Here is a 24,521-nt window from a genome sequence, read left to right on the forward strand (position 1 = left end):
CCCGAGGGCCCGTCAACTCTCAGCCGTCCGCGGGGAACACACTGGTGTCGAGGTCCAGTCCGAAGGGCGCGGGAAGCTTGATCGTGTCGCCGAACTTGACCGCGCTGAGCACACGGTAGACATCGCCCTTGGGCTCTCCGTACAGAGTGACGGTGGGGCCGCCCGGGGCCCAGCCGTCGACGAGGAGGTAGAGGGGGACGCCCGCTGCGGCGTAGGCGGCGGCCTTGGTGATGCGGTCCGTGCCGGCGTTGGACTTGGAGGTGATCTCCACGAGGAGTTCGGCGGCGGCGGCGGGGATGTAGTTGCCGTCCTCGGCTCGCAACGCCGCTCGGGGCGCAACGGTGAGGTCAGGCACGTAGAGCCCGTCCTTGGAAGGCAGGGCGGTGCCCTGGGTCTGGTACACGCCCCAGTCTTCGGGGATGACCTGGTACAGGCGGCGCTGTACGCAGTCAGCGATGTCGTTGTGGGCGTTGGACGGCGGTGGTGCCACGGTGACGATTCCCTCGATGATCTCCACCGTGCAGCCCTCGGGTGCGTCCGTCTCTTCCCAGATACGGACCAGGTCTTCCCACTCGTGACCGTGGCCTGTCGAGTGGTCGACGGTGAGTGCGCTCAAGGCGGTCTCCAATCAGTACGTCACCGACTACAGCATGCCGAAAAGGCGCACCGCCGGTCCACCGGTCTCCGTTCACCCGAAAGGGCTATATGAGGATGTATGAGGGTCAGGCGATACGTTCCCGCACAATCGGACCTACTCGGACCTCCGTGCCGTGCGGGGCGATGTCGTAGGACGTGGTCAGGGCCTCGGTGGCGTAGTCGAAGCGTTCCGGGGTGTCGGTGTGGAGGGTCATCAGGGGGGCGCCCTTGGTGACGGTGTCGCCGGGCTTGGCGTGCAGTTCGATGCCCGCCGCCGCCTGGACCGGGTCCTCCTTGCGGGCCCGACCGGCGCCCAGCCGCCAGGCGGCGACCCCGATGTCGTAGGCGTCGAGCCTGCTCAGCACCCCGGTGGTCGGGGCGGTCACGATGTGCTGGGCGCGGGAGGCGGGCAGCGGGGCGTCCGGGTCGCCGCCCTGGGCGGTGATCATCCGGCGCCAGGCGTCCATCGCGGAGCCGTCGGCCAGGGCCTTGGCGGGGTCGGCGTCCTCCAGGCCGGCCGCGTCCAGCATCTCGCGGGCCAGTGCCAGGGTGAGTTCCACGACGTCCGCGGGGCCGCCGCCCGCCAGCACCTCCAACGACTCGCGGACCTCCAGGGCGTTGCCGGCGGTCAGACCGAGGGGGGTGGACATCTCGGTGAGCAGGGCGACGGTCCTGACGCCGTGGTCGGTGCCGAGGCCGACCATGGTGGTGGCGAGCTCGCGGGCGTCCTCGACGGTCTTCATGAAGGCGCCCGTGCCGACCTTGACGTCGAGCACCAGGGAGCCGGTACCCTCGGCGATCTTCTTCGACATGATCGACGAGGCGATCAGCGGGATCGACTCCACGGTGCCCGTGACGTCCCGCAGTGCGTACAGCTTGCGGTCGGCCGGAGCGAGGCCGTCGCCGGCGGCGCAGATCACGCAGCCCGCCGAGCGCAGGACGTCGAGCATCTCGGCGTTGGAGAGGCGGGCCCGCCAGCCGGGGATGGACTCCAGTTTGTCGAGGGTGCCCCCGGTGTGGCCGAGGCCCCGGCCAGAGAGCTGCGGGACGGTCGCGCCGCAGGCGGCGACGAGCGGGGCGAGCGGCAGGGTGATCTTGTCGCCCACGCCGCCCGTCGAGTGCTTGTCGGCGGTGGGGCGGGGGGCCGCCGCCGGGTCCGCGAGGGCGCCGGTGATGTCCAGGCGCTCGCCCGAGGCGATCATGGCGGCCGTCCAGCGCGCGATCTCCTGGCGGGTCATGCCGTTCAGGAGGATGGCCATGGCCAGGGCGGACATCTGCTCGTCCGCGACGGTGCCCCGGGTGTAGGCGTCGATGATCCAGTCGATCTGGTCGTCGGTGAGGGCGCGCTTGTCGCGCTTGTCGCGGATGATCGAGATCGCGTCCATGGGGGGTCCCTCCTGGTGCTGCGGGTGTCGTGGTGGGGCGCGCGCAGGTCCCCGCGTCCCTTCGGGGCTTCGCCCGGTGCTACGTGGCCCGGCGAAGGCCGCCGTCCGACCGCTCGGCCGGGTGGTCCTGCGGTCCGGTGGTCCGGTGCGGGTGGGTCGTGGTGGGGCGTGCGGGTCCCCGCGCCCCTTCCGGGGCCCCTGCCCTCCCAAGGCCGACCGGGACCGCCCGACCACTCGGCGCGGTGGTCCACCGCCAGTGCGTCGTGGTGGGGCCCGCAGGCCCGCGCGCCCCCTTCGGGGCGGGCACCGACCGCCGGCCGGGTCGGGCGGAGGTCACCTCAGTTGGTCCGGGCCGAATGCCTCCGGCAGGAGTTCACCCAGGGTGCGGAAGCCCGTGGGGGTCTCCAGGACGAGGGCGGGACCGCCGAACTCGTACAGGAGCTGGCGGCAGCGGCCGCACGGCATCAGGATCTCAGCGTCGCGGTTGACGCAGGTGAAGTGGGTGAGGGTGCCGCCGCCGGTGCGCAGCAGTTCGGAGACGAGGCCGCACTCGGCGCAGAGCCCGAGCCCGTACGAGGCGTTCTCGACGTTGCAGCCGGAGACCGTGCGGCCGTCGTCCACCCGGGCCGCGGCACCGACCGGGAAGCCGGAGTACGGCGCGTAGGCGTGGGACATGGCGTCCCGGGCGGCCGCGCGCAGGGCGGGCCAGTCGGCCTCCGCCGCATCGGGGCCGCCGGCGGGGGCGGTACCGGGTTCCCGCGCATCCCGCCCGCCGTGGGCCGTGTCCCTCGCCTCCCGGTCGCCGCCCTGCGTCACGTGCCCTGTCCCTTCCGGTAGCGCATGCCGTCGGCCCTGGGCATCCGCAGGCGCTGCGCGGAGAGCGACAGCACCAGCAGGGTGACGACGTACGGGGTGGCGCCGACGAAGTCGCCGGGCACCGTGTCCGTCAGCAGGTACCAGACCAGGACGGCGGCCGCGACGACCGCGCTGGTCAGGCCCTGCCACAGGGCCTTGCGGTACAGCTTCCAGCCCGCGAGCAGCGCCAGCAACACGACGAGCAGGAGCAGCAGGGCGTGCACGGTCTCGCCGCCGTTGCGCAGTTGGAGCGCGTCGGCGAAGCCGAACAGTCCCGCGCCCATGGCGAGGCCGCCGGGCCGCCAGTTGCCGAAGATCATCGCGGCGAGGCCGATGTAGCCGCGCCCGCCGGTCTGGCCCTCCAGGTAGATGTGCGAGTTGACCAGTGCGAGGAAGGCGCCGCCGAGTCCGGCGAGGCCGCCGGAGATGGCGACGGCCGCGTACTTGTACGAGTAGACGTGCACACCGAGGGACTCTGCGGCGATCGGGTTCTCACCGCAGGACCGCAGCCTCAGTCCGAAGGAGGTGCGCCACAGCACCAGCCAGCTCCCGGCGAACAGCAGCACGGCGATGACGGTGACCACGGAGAGGTCGGTGACCAGGCCGCCGAGGATGCCGGCCAGGTCGGAGACGAGGAACCAGTGGTGTTTCTCCAGCGACGCGAGACCGTCGGACAGGCCGGGCACGGTGATGTCGCCGAGCGACGCGGACGGCGGGGACTGCTTGGGGTTGCCGCCCTTGGCCGCGACGTCGCCGGTGGCGAAGGCGAGCTTGGCGAGGTACTGGGTGGCACCGAGCGCGAGGAGGTTGAGCGCCACACCGGAGACGATGTGGTCGACGCCGAAGGTGACGGTGACGACGGCGTGCACCAGGCCGCCGAGCACGCCGAAGGCGACGCCGCAGAGCAGGCCGAGCCATGGGTTGGTCTGCCACCCGAGCCAGCCGGCGCCGAACGTGCCGAGGATCATCATGCCTTCGAGGCCGATGTTGACCACACCGGCCCGCTCCGACCACAGCCCGGCGAGGCCGGCGAGCCCGATCGGCACCGCGAGCCCGAGCGCGGCGCCTATCTGGCCCTCGGAGGTCAACTGGTCGGAGCCGGTGACGATGCGCACCAGGGAGACCAGGACGAGTGCGCCGCCGACGACCAGCAGTACCCGGGCGAGCGACCAGCGGCCGCCCCGTCCGCCGCGCTCCGCCGCCGGGGCCGCGGGCGGCGTCTTCGGCGCCGTCGTGGTGTGGGTGGTCATCGCGCCACCTCCTGCTTCTCGGTGGGTACGGCGGTGACGGTGTCCGGCGCGGTGCCCGCGGCCTGGGCGACGGCCAGTTCGGCCCCGACGCGCTGCTGCTGGCGCCTGAGCCCGTAGCGCCTGACGAGTTCGTAGGCGATGACCACGCACAGCACGATGACCCCCTGGATGACGCCGAGGATCTCCTTGTCGTAGCCCTGGAACTCCAGGTGGTTCGTGGTGCGCTCCAGGAAGCCCCAGAGCAGCGCGCCGAGCGCGATGCCGACCGGGTGGTTGCGGCCGAGCAGGGCGATGGCGATCCCGGTGAAGCCGACCCCGGTGGGGAAGTCGCTGCTGAACTGGTGGCTGTCGTTCAGCAGGGTCGGCATGCCGATCAGGCCCGCCACCGCACCGGAGATGACCATGCTGGTGGCGACCATCCGCTTCACGCTGACGCCGCTCGCCGCGGCGGCCGAGTCGGACCGGCCGACGGTGCGCAGGTCGAAGCCGAACCGGGTGCGGCCGAGCACGAACCAGTAGACGACGCCGACCAGCGCCGCGATCACGATGAAGCCCCACAGTTCGCCCGCGGGCCCGGCGTCGAAGCTGAAGAAGTACGACGACTTGGGCAGCGGCCTGGTGGAGACGAGGGTGCCGGCCTGGTCGAGCTGGCCGAGCTGCCCGGGTTGCAGGAGGTAGCCGATGACCGCGGTGGCGATGGAGTTGAGCATGATCGTGGCGATCACCTCGCTGACGCCCCGGGTCACCTTGAGGATGCCCGCGATCGCCGCCCACAGTGCCCCGGTCACCATCGCGCACAGGATGATCAGCGGCACGGCCACGATGCCGGGCAGGGTGAGCGCCCCGCCGAGCACGGCCGCGAAGAACGCCGCGAGCCGGTACTGCCCGTCGACGCCGATGTTGAAGAGGTTCATCCGGAAGCCGACGGCCACCGCCACGCCCGCGAGGTAGTACGTCGTCGCCTTGTTGAGGATGTAGACCTGGCTGTCGCTCGCGGAGCCGTAGGACACCATGTCGCTGAAGGCGGCGACGGGGTCCTTGCCGGTGGCCATGATCACCAGGGTGGTGACGACGATGGCCGCGACGATCGCGAGGACCGGCGCCGCGAGTGCGAGGAACAGGCGCTCCTTGTCGATCCGTGAGGTCAGGTTCTTCATCGGCGCTCGTCCTTGCTGGCGGCGGTGTCCTGCGGGGCGTCCGCGGTCCGCCGCGCCGGGGCGTCGGCGGTGCCGTCCGGGCGCGGGCCCTCGGCCGGGCCGGGCGGGGCTTCCTCGGCGGGGTGTTCCAGATGGCCGGTGGCCGCGCCCGTCATGGCCGAGCCCAGTTCCTCGGGGGTGATGGTGCCGGGGTCGGCGTCGGCGACCAGCCGTCCCCGGTACATCACGCGCAGGGTGTCGGAGAGGCCGATGAGCTCGTCCAGGTCGGCGGATATCAGCAGCACCGCGAGGCCGTCGCGGCGCGCCCTGCGGATCTGGTCCCAGATCTGCGCCTGCGCGCCGACGTCCACACCGCGGGTGGGGTGGGCGGCGATGAGCAGTTTGGGCCGGTGGCTCATCTCACGGCCGACGATCAGCTTCTGCTGGTTGCCGCCGGACAGCGAGGCGGCGGTCACGTCGATGCCGGGGGTGCGGACGTCGTAGTCGGCGATGATGCGCTCGGTGTCGGCGCGGGCGGCCTTGATGTCGAGCAGGCCGCGGCGGGAGTTGGGCGGCTCGGTGACGTGGCCGAGGATGCGGTTCTCCCACAGCGGTGCTTCGAGCAGCAGGCCGTGGCGGTGGCGGTCCTCGGGGATGTAGCCGACGCCGCCCTCGCGGCGGCGCCGGGTCGGCGCGTGCGACATGTCGCGTCCGTCCAGGACGACGGTTCCGCTGTCGGGGTCGCGGATCCCCATGACGGCCTCGACGAGTTCGGACTGCCCGTTGCCCTCCACGCCCGCGATGCCGAGCACTTCGCCGTGGTGGATCGTGAACGAGATGTCGTCGAGGATGACCCGCTCGACGCCGTCGAGGTCGGTCTGCGTCAGCCTCAGCCCCGCCACCTGGAGCATCGGGGTGTCCGCGGCGTGCCACGCCGGGGCCTCCTCCGTCTGCGGCGAGGGCAGTTCGCTGCCCACCATCAGCTCGGCGAGCTGCTTGGACGTGGTGGTTCTCGGGTCGGCGGTGCCGACGGTGGTGCCGCGTCTGATGACGGTGATCTCGTCGGCGACGGAGAGCACCTCGCCCAGTTTGTGCGAGATGAAGATGACGGTCAGGCCCTCGGACTTCAGCTCGCGGAGGTTGGCGAAGAGCGCGTCGACCTCCTGCGGGACGAGGACGGCGGTCGGCTCGTCGAGGATCAGGGTGCGCGCGCCGCGGTAGAGGACCTTGAGGATCTCCACGCGCTGGCGGTCGGCGACGCCCAGTTCCTCGACCAGGACGCCGGGGCGCACCCCGAGCCCGTACGCGTCGGAGATCTCGTTGATCTTCGCGCGGGCCCGGGCGCCGATGCCGTACAGCTTCTCCGCGCCCAGGACGACGTTCTCCAGGACGGTGAGGTTCTCGGCGAGCATGAAGTGCTGGTGCACCATGCCGATACCGCGGGCGATGGCGTCCGCGGGGGTGTGGAACGAGGTCTGTTCGCCGTCCACGGTGATGGTGCCCTCGTCCGGTTTCTGCATACCGTAGAGGATCTTCATCAGGGTGGACTTGCCGGCGCCGTTCTCCCCGCAGAGGGCGTGCACGGTGCCGCGGTGGACGGTGATGTCGATGTCCCGGTTGGCGACGACGCCGGGGAAGCGCTTGGTGATCCCGCGCAGTTCCACGGCGGGAGGGCTTGACGCGTTGATGGCGCACACTCCATCAGAGGGGGCAGCGGGTGGGACGGCTCGTCCGGAGGGGGCGAGGGCTCTCGGAGGGCGGACGGTGGCGTCGGTGAACGCTAGCGCGCGGACCGGGGACGACTCACGGGGTGTTGGCACATTGTTATGGCCCGGCGCGGTGGCCGGGCGCTTCCCGCTCGGGCGGGACGCAGGGACTCCCGGGCCCGGGGGCCGCGGTCCCGGCGCGGTGGCCGGGACCGGAGCGCGCCGGGCGTCCGGGAGCGGACCTCACGGTGTGGTCTTGACCTTGATGTCGCCGTCGACGATCTTCTTCTTGGCCTCGTCCAGCTTGCCCTGGATGTCCTTGATGAAGCCGCCGCTGGTGGCGAGGGAGACGCCGTTCTTGGCGAGCGAGTAGGTGTTGGTGCCGGTCAGCGGCTTGCCGTCCTTCACCGACTTGATCAGGTCGAAGACGCCGATGTCGACGTTCTTGACGACCGAGGTCAGGATCGAGCTCTTGTACTGCGCGAGGCCCGGGATGTTGTACTGGTCGGAGTCCACGCCGATCGCCCAGGCACCCTTGACGCCGTGCACGGCCTCGGTCGCGCCGTTGCCGGAACTGCCCGCCGCGCTGTAGATCACGTCGGCGCCCTTGTCCAGCATGCCCTGGGCGGCTTCCTTGCCCTTGTCGGGGCTGCTGAAGCCGGAGGTGTCGGAGCCGTGGCTGAGGTACTGCCGCTCGATCTTGATCTTCGGGTTGGTGTCCTTGACACCCTGGAGGTAGCCCGCCTCGAACTTCTTGATGAGCGGGACGTCCACGCCGCCGATGAAGCCGACGTGGTCCTTCTTGGTCTTCAGCGCCGCGGCGACACCGGCCAGGTAGGAGCCCTGCTCCTCGGTGAAGACGATGCTGTTGACGTTCTTCGCGTCCACCACGGAGTCGACGATGCCGAACGTGGTCTTCGGGTACTCCTTGGCCGCCTTGGTCATGGCGGATGCGTACGCGTAGCCAACTCCGATGACCGGGTTGTAGCCTGCCGCAGCCATGTCGGTCAGACGCTGCTCGCGGTCGGCCTCGGTGTCGGTGTCCTTGGCGGTCAGCTCCCGTATCTGCCCGCCGAACTCGGACTTCGCCCGCTCGCCGCCACGGGCCGCGGAGTCGTTGAAGGAGTGGTCACCACGGCCGCCGACGTCGAAGGCGATGCCGACCTTCAGGCCGCCCTTGCCCCCGGATGCCTTGTCCGAACCGGACTCCTTCTGGGTGGAGGTACTGCCACAGGCGGTGGCGGACACTGCGAGGGCCGCGGATGCGAGGCACGCAGCGGCGATTTTGGCTACCCGGCGCAAGGAAGGCTCCTTCAACCTGACCTGAAGCGCCACTTCACGGCGCTGGCTTCCGCGGCATCGTAACGCGCGTAGATGCCAGATAAGGCGGTCTTTCGAAGCCGTTACCGGATCGACGCGAACACCATCGGGAACGCACGAGGAGTGGCCGAAGACGAGTGGGTGAACTCCGTCCGAGAACCGGTGGTTCCAGCCGGCGGAATGGGGGTGACCGGAATCACAGGACGGCGGGAGGACACCCGGCGACGGACGGCCCCGGGCGCCGAAGTCCCGTTGCGATGGCTGGAACCGGACCCTGTGGCCGGGATGGCGCCCCGCGGCCGGAGGCGCTCCCGTGACCACGGTGGTGTGCTGCGTCCGATCGCGGGTCCCATGGCTAGAAACGGGAGGCGTCCAGGAGCGCGGCGGCCGTGAAGAGCTCCACGCCCACGTCGATCGCCGACTCGTCCGCGTCGAAGTCGCCCTGGTGCAGGTCGCGGGCGACGCGGTCGCCGGGGGTGCGCACGCCGAGCCGGGCCATCGCGCCGGGCACCCGCTCCAGGTACCAGGAGAAGTCCTCGCCGCCCAGGCTCTGGGTGGTGTCCTCCACGGAGTGGGTACCGCGCCGGGCGGCCATCGCGTCGTGCAGCAGCTCGGTGACGAGGGGGTCGTTGACGACGGGCGGTACACCGCGGATGTAGTTGATCTCCGACTTGGCCCGGTAGAGGCTCGCGACCTCGTCGATCGCCGCGTGCACCAGGTCGGGCGCCATCCGCCAGGCGTCGAGGTCCAGGCAGCGCACGGTGCCGGAGAGCTCGGCGTGCTGCGGTACCACGTTGCACGCGTGACCCGACTCGATGCGGCCCCAGGTGACGGCGAGGCCCGAGCGTGCGTCGACGCGACGGGCGACGAGCGTGGGGACGTCGGTGGCGACCCGGGCGGCGGCGGTGACCAGGTCGGTGGTGAGGTGCGGGCGCGCGGTGTGCCCGCCAGGGCCGTCGAGCGCGATCTCCAGCCGGTCGCAGGCCGAGGTGATCGGCCCGTGCCGCAGCCCGATGCGGCCCGCGTCGACCTTGGGGTCGCAGTGCACGCCGATGATCCGCCCGACGCCCTCCAGCACTCCGGAGTCGATCGCGTCGGGCGCGCCGCCGGGCAGCACCTCCTCGGCCGGCTGGAAGATCAGCCGTACCGGCCGCGGCAGGGCGCCCTGGCGGTGCAGTTCGGCGAGCACCAGGCCGGCACCGAGGACGACGGTGGTGTGCATGTCGTGGCCGCAGGCGTGCGCGCGGTCGGGAACCGTGGAGCGGTAGACGCAGCCGATCTTGGTGTCCGGGATCGGGAGCGCGTCGATGTCGGCGCGCAGGGCCAGCACCGGGCGGGCGGGGCCGCTCCCGGGATCGGCCGGTGCGGCGCCGATGTCGCAGACGAGGCCGGTGCCGGTGGCCAGCACACGGGGCGCGAGGCCGGCCAGTTCGAGCCGGGCCTTGAGGGCCGCGGTGGTGCGGAACTCCTGGTTCCCGAGCTCGGGGTGCATGTGCATATCACGCCGAAAGGCGATGAGCTCGGCGCGCAGCTCCGCGGACAGCGTGCCGGGCAGTGCGGCGCCGGGCAGCACTCCTGGCTGGACGGCTTCCCCTGGCAGATCGGCCGGAGACTCGGAGGACGTCAGCTCGTTCACCCTTTGAAGGGTAGGCCCCTTTGGGGATCGATCACCTCTCGATCACCGTAATTTCGGCCATGCAGCGCCGAAGAATCGTCTCTGCCCTGCATGATCTTCGGAGAGAACGGGTATAAAAGCTTATTTTCGCCCCAGAGGGCCGTTGGGGTGCCGTCCTGAAGTCCTCGGCCGCCCGGAAGGTCCGCGCCGGGCGGCGGGAACCGGGCCCCGGGGTTCCGGCGTGCTCATGAGGGCGAGGCCGTGTCAGGCACTCGCTCGGGGCTTCGGGGGGAGGGGTCCGGGCGTGGACGGTGTACGAAGCGGTGGACGGGCGCGCAGGCCCGGGCGGGCGGCGCGGTTCGGGCGGGCGGCGCGGTTCGGGCGGCCGCTGCGGCCCTGGCTGCGGCTGCCCCTGCTGGCGGCCGCGGTCTACGGTCTCGTGCTGTGCTGCTCATGGGCGGCGGACGCCTACGAGCAGACCGTCGCCTACCGGCACGCCCAGCCCTGCACCGCGGCGCGGAACGCGGCGGGCGACACCGCGGACTGCGTGGCGCGCTCGTCGGGCCGCGTCACGGGCAAGGAGACCGGCGAGAACTGCACCACCGACAGCGACGGCAGCCGCAGTTGCACCAGGTACTACGACGTGTCGCTCCGCCGGGCCGGGGGCTCCACCGACGAGTTGGCCGTCGGCCCCGGCACCTACGACGACGTGCGCCGCGGCGACCGCGCCGCACTGCGGACCTGGCACGGCTCGGTGGTGCGCATGGCGGTGCACGGCCACACCGAGACCTACTCCCCGCCGTCCGAGGACTCCCTGCGGCTGCGGATCGTCGTGACGTGGCTCGTCCTCGGCCCGACGCTCTGGCTCGCGTTCAGCGGCCGGCCCGGCCGGCTGGTGGCGTTCGGCAACTTCGGCTGGCTCTGGCTCGCCTTTCCCGTGTCGGTGCTCGCCCATGCCGCACTGCTCGGCGCGGGCGTGGGGCAGTGGCTGATGGGCACGCTGTTCGCCGCGTTCGGCGCCGGGTGGATGATCGTCGCCCGGCGATGAGGGCCGGGCCGGGTGCGGCGGGCGGTCGCGGCCCCGGCCCGGCGGGCCCCGTGCACACGGGTCGTGACGGGGCGCCACCGGTGCGGGTGTCCTGCCGCCCCTGCCCACCTGCGGTCTGCGGGTTCACAACAGCCCGCGGGGGCCGTGGGGTTCGGTCCGCCGGTGCGGCATGATCCTAGGGCGCGTACGGGGGCCGGCGTCGTGCGCGCGCGACCGGGCCGTACGGTACGCAGCGCTCGTAGGGCGCCGGCCGGGGCACGCACGGGGTCATGGAGGGGAAATCCGCATGGGGCAGGAAGCCAGGGCGCAGCACGAGGAGTCGCGGACGCCCGGAGAGGACTCCGGTGCCGGGGCGGCGGATCCGTGCGGGGCCCTCCGGCGGACGGCGCCGCAGCCCACCGGGGCGTCCGACGGGCCCGCCGCCGCGCCGCCCGCCCAGCCGCCCGCCCCGGTGCCGGGCGAGGGCGGGCCCGACGGCGAGACGGTCCCCGGCGGGACCGGCGTCATGACGGCCCCCGGCGGGCCCGAGGGTGCGGCGCGCGCCGTGGCGTCCGCCGGTCCCGAGGACGCCCGGCCGGGGAGTGCCCCGGCCCGGCCGCAGGACGGCCCCTCCGCGCGGCCGTCCCCCGCGCCCGGCGAGGAGCCCGGCGCGCAGCGCCCCACCGGGGCGCAGGACCGCCCGCCCACGCAGCCGCCGCCCGCCTCGCGGGCTGCGAGGTCCGCAGGACCGCAGGAGAGGCCACCCGCCGAGACCGAGAACCGGCCACCGGCCGGTGCGCAGGGCGGCGCGGACGACGCACCGCCCTGCGAGCCCCTGGCCGGGACCGGGGACGGGACGGCCGCCGGAACCGGGGGCGAGCCCGCCGTCGAGCCCCGGGACGCGCCGCCCGCCGCGCCGTCCGGGGCACTGCCCGAGCCCCAGCACAGCCCTGGGCCCCCCGCTCCCCTCGACGCCGGGTCCCGGCCCCGGACGCCGGCCGCAGCCCCTCCCCCAGCCGAAGCACCGACCCCGGCCCCGGCTCCGGCCCCGACACAGGTCCCGGTCCCGGCCCCAGCCCCAGTTCCGGCCCCCACACAGCGACCGGCCCCCGCTGCGGCTCCGCCCCACGTGGGGGCCGAGCCCCAGCCGGATGCGCAACCCCAACCCCGAACGGCCGCACAAGCCCGGCCCCAGCCCCTGCCGGCCCTCCCGGCCACCCCTCCGCCCGCCGCGACCACCGCCCCACCAGCCGTCGCGACCACCGCCCCGCCGCCCGTCGCGACCACCGCCCCGCCGCCCGTCGCGACCGCGGCCCCACCGGCCGCGACCACCGCCCCAGCGCCCGTCGTGACCACCGCCCCACCGCCCACCGCGACCGCCGCCGAGGTGGCGCCCGCGGTCGGTCGCGCCCCCTATGCGGCGGCACCCCACCAGGCTGCCCCGGGCGGCACCGGTGCCGTGCAGACGCAGCGCGGTGCCACGCACGTGTCCCTGCCCGCCCCGAACTCCGTGCCGACCGTCGATCCGCGGCTGGCCATCGCCCTCGGGCGGCCGCAGCACGGCGACTCGGTGGCGCGGCGCACGGGGCGTTCGCTGCGCCGGCTGGCGCAGACCGACCAGGAGCGGACCGAGCAGGCCCGGCTCGCCGTACAGCTCCAGTTGCCGGTGACCACCGGACGGGTGGTCGCGGTCACGTCCATCCGGGGCGGGGTCGGCAAGACCACGGTCTCCGCGCTGCTGGGCCGGGCCTACAACCGCTACCGGCACGACCCGGTCCTGACCCTGGAGGCCGACGCCGCGCTCGGCACGCTCCCGGTGCGGATGGGTGCCGAGTCGGTGCGCTGGTCCTGCACGGACCTGGTGCACCTCGTGTATCCGGGCATGCAGTTGACCGACCTCACCGGATACCTGGTGCCGGTCACCGACGGCGGCTGGCTGCTGCCCGCGAGCCAGGGCCGGGTGGGTGCACCGCTCGACGTGCCGACCTACGTCCGGATCACCCAGACCCTGCGGCACTACTTCGCGGTGACGGTGGTGGACTGCGAGACGCTGCCGGGGGAGGTGGCCCGTACGGCGATGGACACCGCGCACGCCCGGGTGGTGGTCGCGCCGATGACGCCGGAGGGCGTGAACAGCACCCGGGTCGTCCTGGACTGGCTGGCCGCGCTGCCGCAGTCGGCGCTCAGCACCACGGTGGTGGCCCTGACCGCCCACTCCCCCGACACCACGCTCGACGCCGAGGCCGCCCTCGCCCATCTGCGGGAGAGCGGGGTGCCCGTCTTCCCGATCCCCTACGACCGGCACCTGGCCCAGGGAGGCCCCATCCACGCCCCCATGCTGGCCGAGTCCACGCGCGACGCCGCGGTGCGCATGGGGGCCGAGGTGATGCGGCGGGCCACGGCGACCCGCTGAGCAGGTGCAGCGCCGGCCCGTACCGGCGCGGGTGCGCGCCGGTACGGGTGTGCGCCGGTACGGGTGTGGCAGCGCGGCCTGCGCGACCGGCCTGCGCGACGCCTCCGCGTCGGGCCGGGCCCGTGCGGGGCGCCGCTCAGACCCGCGGCGGCGTCAGACGGCCCGTCCTTCGGCGCGCGTCCTCCTGGCCGGGGATCGCCCCCGGCTCCCCCGTTCCCCCGCGGCCCTTGCGGCCCTCGGGCGCCGGGGTGCCGTTCCTGCCGTCCGGGACGCCGGCAGCGCCCCTCCTGTCCTGGCCGGGCACGCCCGCCCGCGGCCCCTCCCGCAGCGTCTGCGGCCCCTCCGCCGTGCCCAGCCGCTCGACGCCGCGGGCCGTTCCGGTGACGTCCGCGAGGAAGCCCTCGGCGCGGGGGGAGGCGTGGTCGGTGAGCCAGGCGCGGTCGACGTCGCAGACCGCGACGCGTACGCCGGTGCCGGTCAGGGCCAGCGGCAGGGTGTGCACGACCGTCGAGGGGAAGCTGACGATCGTGGTGCCGATGGGGCCCCGGCGGGCGACGAGTTCGAGCGGCAGGTCGGGACGGACGATCTGAAGGCCGGTCTCGGTGGCCAGGCGGTGCAGCTTGACGGTGTCCTCGCGGCGGTGCGCGAAGTACCGGACGGCGCCGTGGTCGCGGGCCAGGGCGGCGACCGCCTCCAGATACCGTTCGAGGTCGACGACGCCCGTCTCGACGAGCGAGGTGCCGACCAGGTCGGCGCCCTCGGTGATCCGGGGCGGGCCGAAGCGCGCGCGGGTCCAGCCGAAGTCGTTGGCCGTGACACGGACACCGTCGGGAGCGGTCTCGATGGGCATCGAGGAGAAGACCTCGACGGCACGCCGGCGGCCCGGGGTGAGCCGGCGGCGGGCGGCAGCGGAGACCGGCGCGAAGACCAGGTCACGCGCACCGGGGCGGCCGCCACGGCGGTGCCAGCGCACCAGGCGCTCCCCGCGCGCCAGTTGCGCGATGAACTCCATGGTGGCCGTGCCGTCGTCGACGACCACGAGGTCGCGGGCCCGGGTGATGGTCAGCAGTAGCTGCACGTAGCGGGAGAAGGGGTCGCCGATGACGATCCGCCGCGCGGCCCTCAGCAGCGGTGCGAGACCGCGGACGGTGGCGAGCGGTGCCGTGCTGGCGCCGCGTGCCTCCTCCCACCGCACGTGGTGGCCCTCGTCCCGGGCCAGCTCCGCCATCCGGCGCAACTGCCCGCGGGTCATCGGATCGGTGGGAGAGAGCACGACGACGGTGAGCGCGGCATCGAGCCCCCGGCCGCCGGGCGGCCCGCTCCCCCGCGCGTCCCCCCGCCCCGCGCCGTGCTCGTCGTCCCGCCCCGTGTCCGGGGCGTGCCGGTGCGCCCACTCCAGGACGTTCAGGAGCTGGACGGGGCTTTCGACGAAGGCGAGGGCGGGGGTGAGGGCGGCGCGGGCGGCGGTGCGGGTGTCGGCGGGTTCGGGACCCGCCTGCCCGGTGCGGGGGCTCGTGTCCACGGCGAGACCGTCGGCAGCCGGGCGGTCAGACGGCCGCGGGCTGACGCTCGGGGGCCCCGGCCGCGGTGGCCTCCTGCTCGGCGACGACGCCCGCGACCCGGCGGAGCTTCTTCATCGGGCCGCGCTCGGACTCGTACACCTTCTTGATGCCGTCGCCCAGCGACGCCTCGATGGTGCGGATGTCGCGGACCAGCCGCTGGAGGCCCCCCGGCTCCACGGAGGCGGCCTGGTCGGAGCCCCACATGGCGCGGTCGAGGGTGATGTGGCGCTCCACGAAGGTGGCGCCCAGGGCGACCGCCGCGAGCGTGGTCTGCAGGCCGGTCTCGTGCCCCGAGTAGCCGATCGGGACGTTCGGGTACTCGGACTGCAGGGTGTTGATCACGCGCAGGTTCAGCTCCTCGGCCTTCGCCGGGTAGGTGGACGTGGCGTGGCAGAGCAGGATGTTGTCGGAGCCGAGCACCTCGACCGCGTGCCGGATCTGGCGCGGCGTCGACATGCCGGTGGACAGGATGATCGTCCGGCCGGTGGCGCGCAGGGCGCGCAGCAGTTCGTCGTCGGTGAGGGAGGCGGAGGCCACCTTGTGGGCCGGCACGTCGAACTTCTCCAGGAAGGCGACGGCCTCGGTGTCCCACGGGGAGGCGAACCAGGCGATGCCCTTCTCCTTGCAGTGCTCGTCGATGGCGCGGTACTCGTCCTCGCCGAACTCGACGCGGTGCCGGTAGTCGATGTACGTCATCCGGCCCCAGGGGGTGTCGCGCTCGATGTCCCACTGGTCGCGGGGGGTGCAGATCTCCGGGGTGCGCTTTTGGAACTTGACGGCGTCGCAGCCGGCTTCGGCGGCGGCGTCGATCAGCTTGAAGGCGTTGTCGAGGTCACCGTTGTGGTTGATGCCGATCTCGCCCGTGATGTAGACGGGGCGGCCGGGACCTGCGGTCTTCGAACCGAGGGTGCGCAGACGGGAGTTGCTCATGACAGGAGGGGTCCTTACTTGTCGAGGGAGTCGAGAGAAGGGCCGAGGATCCAGGTGGCGATCTCTCGGATCGCGCCGTCGCCGCCGGCGCTGGCGGTGACCGCGCGTGCGGCGCCGCGTACGACGTCATGAGCGCTCGCGACCGCCACGGGCCAGCCGACGAGGCCGAAGCACGGGAGGTCGTTGACGTCGTTGCCGGCGTAGAGCACGCGCTCCGGCGCGATGCCCTGCTCCTCGCACCACTGCTTGAGTGCGAGGTCCTTTCGGTCGATGCCGTGCAGCACGGGGATCTTGAGTTTCCGTGCCCGGGCGGCGACGACCGGGTTCTGCTCCGTGGACAGGATCAGCATGTTCAGGCCCGCCCTGCGCAGGGCGGCGATGCCGAGTCCGTCGCCGCGGTGCACGGAGACGAACTCCCGTCCTTCGGAATCGATCAGCACCCTGTCGTCGGTCTGGGTGCCGTCGAAATCGAGTACGACCGCGTCGATGTCCTCGCGGGTCGGGAGGTGCCCGGCCGGTGCGTCCGCCCGGCCGGGGACGCCGGCCGCGGCGGTCGGCACCGCGGCGGCCGGGTGCACGGCGGCCGGGGCGGGGCGGCCCGCGTCGAAGAGCGCCGCGAGCGCCCGGGCGCGCGCCAGGTCGTGCGGGTCGTCGACCTCCAGGACGCGCGCCGGGTCGGTGCGCACGAGTTCGGTGTGGCCGAAGAAGCGGTGCTGGTGCTCGCGAAAGGCGGCCGCGTCCATGCCGTAGACGGCGCCGGTCTCCAGCAGGTCCTGGGGGCGGTCCTGGCGGCGCGGCCGGAAGGACTTGTCGTGGTTGACGCCGTAGCCGCCGCGGGTGGCGGTGGAGTCGGCCACGGCCGTCGTGGTGCCGCCGACCGCGCCGGTGCGCCGGGCGCCGATGACGGAGGGGTCGTCGGCGGCGTCGCGCCAGACGAAGCCGTGGAAGGGCGCGACGGTGAGGGCCGTGTCCGCGCCGTGTTCGGCGATCGCCGCGACCACCTGGTCGATGTCCTCGTGGATCAGGAAGGGGCTGGTGCACTGCACCAGCAGCACCAGGTCGACGCGCGCGCCGTGCAGGGCCTCGTGGGCGTCCATGGCGTGCAGCACGGCCGCCTCGCTGGTGGCGGTGTCACCCGCGATGGCCGCGGGCCGCAGTACGACCTCGGCACCGGCCTCGCGGGCGGCGTCGGCGATCGCGGGGTCGTCGGTGGAGACGACGACGTCGGTGACCTGCCGTGCGGCGCGGCACTCCCGTACGGCGCGCACCACCAGCGGGGCGCCGCCGACCGGGGCGAGGTTCTTCGCGGGGACGCCCTTGGAACCGCCGCGCGCTGGGATCACGGCGAGTACACGGCGCACCGGCGCCGAGGTGCCCGCTTGCGGGTGGGGCATGGGAGGACTCCTAGAGGGGACAGGGGGTGAGCGACGAACAGGCCGGTCCTGCGGCGGGGTGCGGGCGGGGCGGGCGCACGCCCGTCCGGCGCACCGGGGCGGGCCCGCACGGCGGTCTTCGGCGCCCGGGGCCGGACGGCCGCCTCACAGCTCGCCCATCCGCCGGATGACCGGCGCCACCCGCTGGACCCCGTGCCGGTAGGCGCCGCGGGCGGCCCGCCGCACCACCTGGCGGACCGGCCCCGGACCCTTGTCCGCGCCGGGCGCGCCGGGCAGCGGGCTGCCGTCCGCGGCCAGATGGTGGCGGGTGAGGATGCCGGGCAGGTAGCCGGGCGCGGTGGTGGTCGTGTAGTAGGGCCGCAGCGGCGGCAGCTCGCCGCGCGCGAGCAGGGTGGCGACGCGCTCCCGGGCGGCGTCGAAGGACTTCTCGTAGGCCCCGTCGGCGGCCACGCCCTGGCGGGCGAGCCAGGTGGGCTCGGGCTCGGGCAGTTCGCCCGCGTCGAGGCGGTCCCAGGAGGTGAGGCAGCCGGAGCCGAGGAAGTGGTGGTTGCCGAGCTTCTCGCGCACGCCGACGTCGGTCAGCACGGCCGTGGGGACGCGGCGGTGCAGGGACTCCAGGGCGGCCGTGGAGGAGACGGTGACCAGCAGGTCGGTGCGGTCGAGCACCTCGCCCATGTGGCCGTAGACCGTCCGGAAGTTCTCGGGCAGCGCGCCGGCACGCTGGGCGAGCCGCTGGTAGGGCAGCTCCTCGATGTGCGTGGTGTGCTCGCCGGGCTTGCTGCGCAGTTTGAGCAGCACCTCGCGGTGCGGATGCTTCCTGGCGTGCTGGATGAGGCGGTCCAGCAGGTAGGTGCGCTCGGCGCGGGTCTCGGGCACCGAGGGCTGGGCGGCGAAGACGACCGTGTACGGGTCGTGGGGTGCCGTGTAGGGCTCGCCGTCGAGGAAGGGCAGCGCGGTCTCGACGACGGAGGAGTCGTCGGCGCCGACGCCGGCGTAGACGCCGCGGAAGCGCTCGGCGTCCTGGGCGGAGTTGGCGAGCACCAGGTCGGCACCGTGCCGCAGCAGCAGGCCGTCGGCGAGCTTCTCGTAGACGACCCCGACGTAGCCGGTGACGACCACCGGGCGGCGGGCGCGGCCCTGCCAGGCGCGGGCGAGGCCGTGCAGGATCGCCTGCACGCCGCCGCCCACCAGCGCGAGGACGACCACGTCGGGCAGCCGGTCCGCCTCGGGCGCGGCCGCCATCTCCCTGAGGAACTCCACCGCGGTGACCTCGCGCAGGGAGTCGGCGCGGATGCCGACCTCCTGGAGCTGGCGGGGCGTCGGGGTGGCTCGGCCACGCAGGAGGCAGCCGTCGAGGCGGGGGTCCGACATGATGCGGGAGGCGGTGAGCGCGCCCCACTTCCACCGGGTGTCGGAGTCCGCGAGCACGACGGCCCGCAGGGGGTTCGGGGTACTTGCTGGCACGTAGGCGACGCTAGGAAGGCATTCGTATCCGCAGCCCAACCTGATGCCAACAAACGGTTAACAGCACATCGACGAATGGGGAGCCGGCGTTCGGACGATAAGGAGAACAGCTCGGTTCACCAGACCGCCACGCGTCGTTCACCTTCCATCTCACCGCGGGTCAAGACGAATGCCGGGGCGACACCTAACGTCACCCGCGTGGTTAAGCTCTCCGTCATTGTGCCGTTCTACAACGTGCAGCAATATGCGCCCGACACACTGAGAAGTCTGCGCGCGAACGCGCGCGAGGACTTCGAATTCATTTTCGTCGACGATTGTTCGAAGGACGGAACTCCGGACGTTCTGGAACGGGCCGCGCGGGACCTGCCCGGCGCCAGGCTCATCAGGCACGAGCAGAACGGCGGCCTCGCGACCGCGCGGAACACCGGCATCGACGCGGCACGCGGCGCGTACCTGACCTTCCTGGACGGCGACGACTGGCTGGCGCCCGGCTACTACCCGCGGCTGGTCGCGGCCATCGAGGCCCTGGACTGCGACTTCGTCCGTACGGACCACGTGCAGTGCACGGCCAGGGCGCGGTCCGTCTTCCGGGTGCCGCACGGCCGGCGCGGCGAGGTGATGCGCCCGCGCGACGCGATCCTGCCGGCCCACCGCTCCACCTCGGTCGACTACGCGTACGCCTGGGCGGGGATCTACCACCGGCGGCTGCTCGACGCGGGCCTGCTGCACTTCAGGGACGGGCTGCGCACCGCGGAGGACCGGCCGTGGATCTGGCGCCTGCACCGCGAGGCGAAGTCCTTCGCGGCGGTCAGCCTGCTCGGCGTCTTCTACCGGCGCGGCGTGGCGTCCTCGCTGACGCAGATCGGCGACGTGCGCCAGCTCGACTTCATCCGGGCGTTCGACCAGGTGGTCCAGGAGACCGCGGAGGACCCCGACGCGGACAGCCTGCTGCCGAAGGCGGTACGCACCTACTGCGCGATCATCTCCCACCATCTGGGTTCCATCGAAAGGTTCGAACCACCCGTGGCGCGCAAACTGAAGGCCATGAGCACCGCGGCGCTCAAGCGGATGCCGCAGCCGATCCTCGAGGAGGCGCTCGACTCGATGGACATCCAGCGCGCCACCCGGCTGCGCCGGCTGCGCCGGCGTCCGGTGCCGGCCGGGGAGGCCGCCGCGTGAGCACCACGGCCCTGCCGGGCGCCGCCCGCGTCCGCACGACCCGGATCTACTGCGCCTCCACGCTGTACGGTGCCGCGACCCTCGCCGCGGCCATCGACGCGGACTGCTTCACGGCGGCCGACCGCTCGATCCTGCTCGTCCTGAACAACGCGGCGACGCCCGAGACCACGCCCCCGCTGGACGAGTCGGTGGGCTTCGAGCGGCTGCGGCACCGCTTCGACGACGTCCTCTCCTGGAACGAGACGATCTTCCCGTTCCACCCCGGCGGCTGGTCACCGCGCCCGGACGACACCCCCCTGTGGGAACGGTTCCTGCGGCTCGCCTGGGGCCTCGGCGACGACGCCGTGGAACTGGTCGTGGAGTCGATCCAGGTCAACCCGGCCCTGGCGATCACCCAGATCTTCACCGGCGCCCCCATCGACGTCTACGCGGACGGGCTGATGAGCTACGGCCCCACCCGCAACAAGCTGGATCCGCTGGTCGGCACCCGGGTGCGGCGGCTGCTCCACCTGGACCTGGTGCCGGGCCTGGAGCCGCTGCTGCTCACCGAGTTCGGCGTGCCCCCGCAGATCGTGCCCACCGAGGTCTTCGTGAAGGTCCTCTCCGAGCTGGGCGACGCGGCCGCCACCGGGCTTCCGGAGCTGCGCGGGCCCGCGCTGCTGCTCGGCCAGTACCTGTCCGCACTGGAGATCCTCACCGCCGAGGAGGAGGAGGACCTGCACGCGCGGATGGTGCGCGGTGCCGTCGGCCTCGGCCATACGAAGATCGTCTTCAAGCCCCATCCGATGGCGCCCGCGCGCTTCTCGCGCCTGCTGGAGCAGGAGGCCCAGAAGCTGGGCGCGGAGCTGACCGTGCTGGACACCCCGGTACTCGCCGAGGTGCTCTACCAGCGGATGCGGCCCGCCCTGGTCGTCGGCTGCTTCTCCACGGCCCTGTTCACGGCCGCCGCCTTCTTCGACCTGCCGGTCGCCCGGCTCGGCACCGAGGTGCTGCTGGAGCGTCTGACGCCGTACCAGAACAGCAACCGGGTGCCCGTCACGATCGTCGACGCGCTGCTGCCCGAGCTGACCGACCGGGCGATGGTCGAGGCGCAGCTCATCGACCCGGCCGAGCACGATCTGACCGGTCTCGTCACGGCGGTCGGCTTCGCCATGCAGCCGAAGATCTACCCCGACCGGCGGGGGGCCGCGGAGCAGTACCTCTCCCGGCACCTGGACGCCCGCACGTGGCGCTACTTCAAGCGCCGCAGGCTCACCGCGCTCGCCCTGCCGGGCGCCGTGCCCGCCCAGCTCGCCTTCATCCCGCGCAACGCACGGCTGCGCCGGGTGGTGCGCCAGGCGCGGGCGCTGCGGCGCACGGTACGGCGGTAGGGCCCGCGGCAGGGCCCGGCAGACGGCGAGGGGGTGCGCACGGTGGCGCGGCGGGCCGGTGCGCACGGTGCTGCGGCGAGGGGGTGCGCACGGGTCCCGGGTGCGTCGCGGCGCACGCGCGGTGGCGTCCGGGCAACGGCCCGGGAAACGGGACCGGACGCCAGGTGAACTCATGGTGTAGAGCCCGGAAACGGAATATTTTCGTACCGGTTTTCGGGTTGTGCGGGTTTTAGGCTGGCCGCTCCGAGCGCGCGCCTGCGCGCCTCAAAAGTCGAGCGCACGCCCCCGAAGGGACACCCGTGACGATCACTCCCGAGGACTCGCGCGGTCCGCTGGCGCAGGACACGCCGGACAGCCCCGGGACCACGGCGGTGCGGCCCCCGGACCGGCCCCGGGCCCGGCGCGCCGGCCACCTCGTGCCCCCGTCGCGCCCCCTGCCCGCCACCGCCGGCGCGCGGGGACCCGCGGAGCGCGGCGGCGGCCGGCTGCGCGCCCTGGACGGCCTGCGCCTGGTCGCGGCGCTGATGGTGGCGCTGTACCACTACGGCGGACGCGACGGCGACGTCACGAACGCCTGGGGCCGCTCGCCGCAGCACCAGTTCCCCACGCTGCACGGCTGGTTCGCCTACGGCTGCCTCGGGGTCCAGATCTTCTTCGTGATCAGCGGCTTCGTCATCTGCATGAGCGGCTGGGGGCGCCCGCTGCGTTCCTTCTTCGCCTCCCGGGCCTCCCGTCTGATGCCCGCGTACTGGGTGGCGGTGGTCCTGGTCACGGCGGTCTTCGCGCTGCCGCCCGTGGTGTACCACGCGGTGTCCCCGAGTGACGCGCTGGTGAACATGACGCTGCTCCAGCAGCCGCTGGGCGCCGAGCGCGTGCTCGGCGTGTGCTGGACGCTCTGGGTGGAGATCAGGTTCTACGCCCTCTTCGCGCTCTGCCTGGTGCTGCCCGGCGTCACCCGGCGCCGGGTCGTGCTGTTCTGCGCGGTGTGGACGATGGCGGCCGCGATCGCCCAGGCCGCGAACGAGCCCCTGCTGAACCTGGTGCTGATGCCCGAGTACGCGTCGTACTTCATCGGCGGCATGGGCCTCTACCTGCTGCACCGCAACCGCCGCGACACCCTGGCCTGGGGGATCGTGGTGGTCAGTTGGCTGACAGGGCAGCACTACGCGGTCGCGGGGCTGTGGCACGCGCCCGACCCGCACTTCTTCTCGTACCGCTCCACCTCGGTGATCGTCCTGATCGTCACGGCCGGCTACGTGCTGGTCGGCGCCATCGCCCTCGGCGCCCTGAGGTGGGCCGACTGGCGCTGGCTGACGGTCGCGGGGGCGCTCACCTACCCGTTCTACCTGGTGCACGAGCACCTGGGCTGGGTCGTCATAAGAGAGCTGCACCGCGGCCTCGGCGTGCCCTCCTGGGCGACCTTCGCCCTCACCCTCGCCGGCATGCTGCTGCTGGCCTGGCTGCTCAACCGGTACGTGGAGAAGTGGGCGACCCCGCTGCTGCGCAGGTCGCTCTCCGCCCCGGCCCCCCGCTGAACCGGCCGTCGGCGCACCACGCCCATCGGGAGGTGCAGGCACGCCGCCCATCGGGACGTGCACACGCGCCGCGAGCCGGACAGGGCACGCGCCGCCGAGCCGGACGGGAACGCACACCGCCGGGTCGGACAAGGAGACACACCGCCGAGCCGGACAGGAGAGCGCGCCTGCAACCGGACGGAGCGCGCCCGGGTGATCCGGCCGCGAGCCCGGAGAGCGGACTCGATCGGAAAAGCGCCGGTGGCCGATAATTCCTCTCCCGCTCCGCGGCCCCTGCGACCGGTTCTCCGGGCGGCGTCCCGACGGAAAACACTTTCCGGAACGCCAAGGAGGACGCCACCGGCCCGAGGCGCCGTCGGATAAATGAATTCCGCGTGACGCGGTCATGAATCATTTCTTCATCCGCCGGCCCTCGGAAGGCCATCGGGCGGGCGGCATAGTCGGACGCACTCCGGGAAGCCGCTGCCGCAGCGGAGAGAAGCCGGCGGCGCCCGACCCGGACCGCGGGAGCGGCCCGGTGCCCGGTCCCATCTCCACCCGAACGATCCACGCGACACCGGGCGTACCCGATATACCGACTACATACTTGAAACACATCCATTGTCGCGTCCGTCCCCCACCGGTCCGATCCGCATGGCCCCACCCATCCGCATCGCGAAGGTTCGCCCATGACAACAGCGCACGAGACCGCACCCCTCCCCCGGGAACTCAGCGACGTCCGCGGCTGGTTCCCCGCCCTCGACCAAGTCCTCTTCGAGTGGCTGCTGACCCGGCAGGAGAGCCACGGCCAACGCGGTGACCTGCTGGAACTCGGTGTGTTCATGGGCAAGAGCGCGATCTTTCTGGGCCGGCACGTCCGGGCGGGCGAGTCCTTCACGGTCTGCGACCTCTTCGAGTCCGACGCGCCCGACCTGGCCAACGGCAGCGAGATGCGCAAGTCGTACTCGATGCTGACCCGGGACGCCTTCGAGCGGAACTACCTCTCCTTCCACGACGCGCTGCCCACCGTCCTCGCGGGCCCCAGCTCGCTGGCCGCCGACCACGTGGCCCCCGGCTCCTGCCGCTTCGTCCACATCGACGCCTCGCACCTGTACGAGCACGTGCACGGTGACATCGCCACGGCCCGGAAGGCGCTGGCGCCGGGCGGCGTGGTGGTCCTGGACGACTTCCGCTCCGAGCACACCCCCGGTGTGGCCGTCGCCACCTGGGAGGCGGTCCTCAACCGCGGGCTGCGGCCCATCTGCCTGAGCACCCAGAAGCTCTACGGCACATGGGAGGACCCGGGCCCCGTGCAGGACGAGCTGATCGCCATGGCGAACGCCCGCGACGACTGCGGAGTGAGCCTCCAGGAGGCCGCCGGGCACCGCCTGGTCCGGCTGCGCTCCCGGGGCATGCGGGCCCCGGACTTCCCGCACTCCCGGCACGGTGCGCCCGCTCCCGCACCCCAGCCGGCCATGGCGCCCGGCGGTCCCGCCGGCTCCCGGGGCCCGGGCAAGAAGGGCACGCGCTCCTCCGCCGCCCGGATCGCCGCCGACGTACTGCCGCCGGTCATCACCCGTGCGGTGCGCCGCAGCAGGGCGCGGCGGCGCGGCGGCGCCTGACGGGCGCCCAGGGGCGCTGCGGGAGGGCGGGCGGTGGTCGCCGGCGCCCGGCAGTGCCGCTGCCGGTCGGCGGTCCCCCGGCAGCCCGGCCCCGGCCACCGCGGGAGCCCGCTGTGCACGCAGCCCCGTGCGGGCACCTCCCT

The 24,521-nt window shown here is 73.2% G+C and carries 17 protein-coding genes and 1 pseudogene; 6 read left to right on the forward strand and 12 right to left on the reverse strand.

The features are described 5' to 3' along the window. Positions 1-19: 19 nt before the first annotated feature. The 8 genes from IE313_RS12855 to IE313_RS12890 all read right to left on the reverse strand — a co-directional run bounded on the left by IE313_RS12855 (position 20) and on the right by IE313_RS12890 (position 9,924). Positions 20-616 (reverse strand): Uma2 family endonuclease, encoded by a 597-nt coding sequence (locus IE313_RS12855; RefSeq protein WP_189931417.1) that lies wholly within the window; start codon positions 614-616, stop codon positions 20-22. Between the two features lie 106 nt (positions 617-722). Next, positions 723-2,021, reverse strand: coding sequence for a thymidine phosphorylase (locus IE313_RS12860; protein WP_189931419.1), 1,299 nt, complete (start codon positions 2,019-2,021; stop codon positions 723-725). Positions 2,022-2,354: 333 nt separating this feature from the next. After that, a complete protein-coding gene (locus IE313_RS12865; RefSeq protein ID WP_189931421.1) occupies positions 2,355-2,837 on the reverse strand; it encodes a cytidine deaminase in 483 nt (160 codons plus the stop codon). Beyond that, entirely contained in the window at positions 2,834-4,126 is a 1,293-nt protein-coding gene (locus IE313_RS12870) for an ABC transporter permease (RefSeq protein WP_189931423.1), read from the reverse strand. Before IE313_RS12870 ends, IE313_RS12865 begins: the two co-directional genes overlap by 4 nt. Further along, positions 4,123-5,283, reverse strand: coding sequence for an ABC transporter permease (locus tag IE313_RS12875; protein ID WP_189931424.1), 1,161 nt, complete (start codon positions 5,281-5,283; stop codon positions 4,123-4,125). The genes IE313_RS12870 and IE313_RS12875 overlap by 4 nt, the downstream gene beginning before the upstream one ends. After that, positions 5,280-6,926 carry an ABC transporter ATP-binding protein gene (locus IE313_RS12880; protein ID WP_189931426.1) on the reverse strand — a complete coding sequence of 549 codons (1,647 nt, stop codon included), beginning with the start codon at positions 6,924-6,926 and terminating at the stop codon, positions 5,280-5,282. The genes IE313_RS12875 and IE313_RS12880 overlap by 4 nt, the downstream gene beginning before the upstream one ends. 285 nt (positions 6,927-7,211) lie before the next feature. Further along, the gene (locus IE313_RS12885; RefSeq protein ID WP_189931428.1) at positions 7,212-8,270 is read right to left on the reverse strand and encodes a BMP family lipoprotein; all 1,059 of its coding nucleotides are present in this window, start codon (positions 8,268-8,270) and stop codon (positions 7,212-7,214) included. Positions 8,271-8,643: 373 nt separating this feature from the next. After that, positions 8,644-9,924 (reverse strand): amidohydrolase, encoded by a 1,281-nt coding sequence (locus IE313_RS12890; protein ID WP_189931430.1) that lies wholly within the window; start codon positions 9,922-9,924, stop codon positions 8,644-8,646. A 283-nt stretch (positions 9,925-10,207) separates the two neighbouring features. Between IE313_RS12890 and IE313_RS12895 the strand changes: the two genes are divergently transcribed. Continuing rightward, on the forward strand, positions 10,208-10,951 hold the full coding sequence (locus IE313_RS12895; protein WP_189931432.1) for a hypothetical protein: 744 nt from the start codon (positions 10,208-10,210) through the stop codon (positions 10,949-10,951). Positions 10,952-12,278: 1,327 nt separating this feature from the next. Next, positions 12,279-13,343: a nucleotide-binding protein gene (locus tag IE313_RS12900; protein ID WP_229924582.1), complete on the forward strand. Its 1,065-nt coding sequence runs from the start codon at positions 12,279-12,281 to the stop codon at positions 13,341-13,343. A gap of 352 nt (positions 13,344-13,695) precedes the next feature. On the opposite strand, the pseudogene IE313_RS12905 reads toward IE313_RS12900, so the two are convergent. The 4 genes and pseudogenes from IE313_RS12905 to IE313_RS12920 form a co-directional block, all read right to left on the reverse strand. After that, positions 13,696-14,865 (reverse strand): annotated as a pseudogene (locus IE313_RS12905) (hypothetical protein); the annotation flags it as partial. Positions 14,866-14,890: 25 nt separating this feature from the next. Next, positions 14,891-15,835 (reverse strand): N-acetylneuraminate synthase family protein, encoded by a 945-nt coding sequence (locus tag IE313_RS12910; protein WP_189931435.1) that lies wholly within the window; start codon positions 15,833-15,835, stop codon positions 14,891-14,893. A gap of 14 nt (positions 15,836-15,849) precedes the next feature. Beyond that, complete coding sequence (locus tag IE313_RS12915) at positions 15,850-17,229, reverse strand: acylneuraminate cytidylyltransferase (RefSeq protein WP_189931437.1); 1,380 nt, start codon at positions 17,227-17,229, stop codon at positions 15,850-15,852. 144 nt (positions 17,230-17,373) lie between these two features. Beyond that, on the reverse strand, positions 17,374-18,693 hold the full coding sequence (locus IE313_RS12920; RefSeq protein ID WP_189931439.1) for a DUF6716 putative glycosyltransferase: 1,320 nt from the start codon (positions 18,691-18,693) through the stop codon (positions 17,374-17,376). A 198-nt stretch (positions 18,694-18,891) separates the two neighbouring features. Between IE313_RS12920 and IE313_RS12925 the strand changes: the two genes are divergently transcribed. The 4 genes from IE313_RS12925 (at position 18,892) to IE313_RS12940 (ending at position 24,378) form a co-directional block, all read left to right on the forward strand. Next, positions 18,892-19,872, forward strand: a complete 981-nt coding sequence (locus IE313_RS12925) for a glycosyltransferase family 2 protein (RefSeq protein ID WP_189931440.1) — start codon at positions 18,892-18,894, stop codon at positions 19,870-19,872. Continuing rightward, positions 19,869-21,242 (forward strand): polysialyltransferase family glycosyltransferase, encoded by a 1,374-nt coding sequence (locus IE313_RS12930; protein ID WP_229924583.1) that lies wholly within the window; start codon positions 19,869-19,871, stop codon positions 21,240-21,242. The genes IE313_RS12925 and IE313_RS12930 overlap by 4 nt, the downstream gene beginning before the upstream one ends. Before the next feature lie 434 nt (positions 21,243-21,676). Continuing rightward, a complete protein-coding gene (locus tag IE313_RS12935) occupies positions 21,677-22,777 on the forward strand; it encodes an acyltransferase family protein (RefSeq protein ID WP_229924610.1) in 1,101 nt (366 codons plus the stop codon). A 668-nt stretch (positions 22,778-23,445) separates the two neighbouring features. Next, positions 23,446-24,378, forward strand: coding sequence for a class I SAM-dependent methyltransferase (locus tag IE313_RS12940; protein WP_189931442.1), 933 nt, complete (start codon positions 23,446-23,448; stop codon positions 24,376-24,378). Positions 24,379-24,521 lie beyond the last annotated feature (143 nt).

The sequence above is a fragment of the Streptomyces sulfonofaciens genome (assembly GCF_014656295.1).
In the GTDB taxonomy this organism is placed as follows: domain Bacteria; phylum Actinomycetota; class Actinomycetes; order Streptomycetales; family Streptomycetaceae; genus Streptomyces; species Streptomyces sulfonofaciens.

What these genes read in the sequence shown, in the direction of transcription:
- IE313_RS12860 (WP_189931419.1), bottom strand. Translation starts at nt 2,021, where the DNA reads ATGGACGCGATCTCGATCATCCGCGACAAGCGCGACAAGCGCGCCCTC.
- IE313_RS12870 (WP_189931423.1), bottom strand. Translation starts at nt 4,126, where the DNA reads ATGACCACCCACACCACGACGGCGCCGAAGACGCCGCCCGCGGCCCCG.
- IE313_RS12875 (WP_189931424.1), bottom strand. Translation starts at nt 5,283, where the DNA reads ATGAAGAACCTGACCTCACGGATCGACAAGGAGCGCCTGTTCCTCGCA.
- IE313_RS12910 (WP_189931435.1), bottom strand. Translation starts at nt 15,835, where the DNA reads ATGAGCAACTCCCGTCTGCGCACCCTCGGTTCGAAGACCGCAGGTCCC.
- IE313_RS12915 (WP_189931437.1), bottom strand. Translation starts at nt 17,229, where the DNA reads ATGCCCCACCCGCAAGCGGGCACCTCGGCGCCGGTGCGCCGTGTACTC.
- IE313_RS12940 (WP_189931442.1), top strand. Translation starts at nt 23,446, where the DNA reads ATGACAACAGCGCACGAGACCGCACCCCTCCCCCGGGAACTCAGCGAC.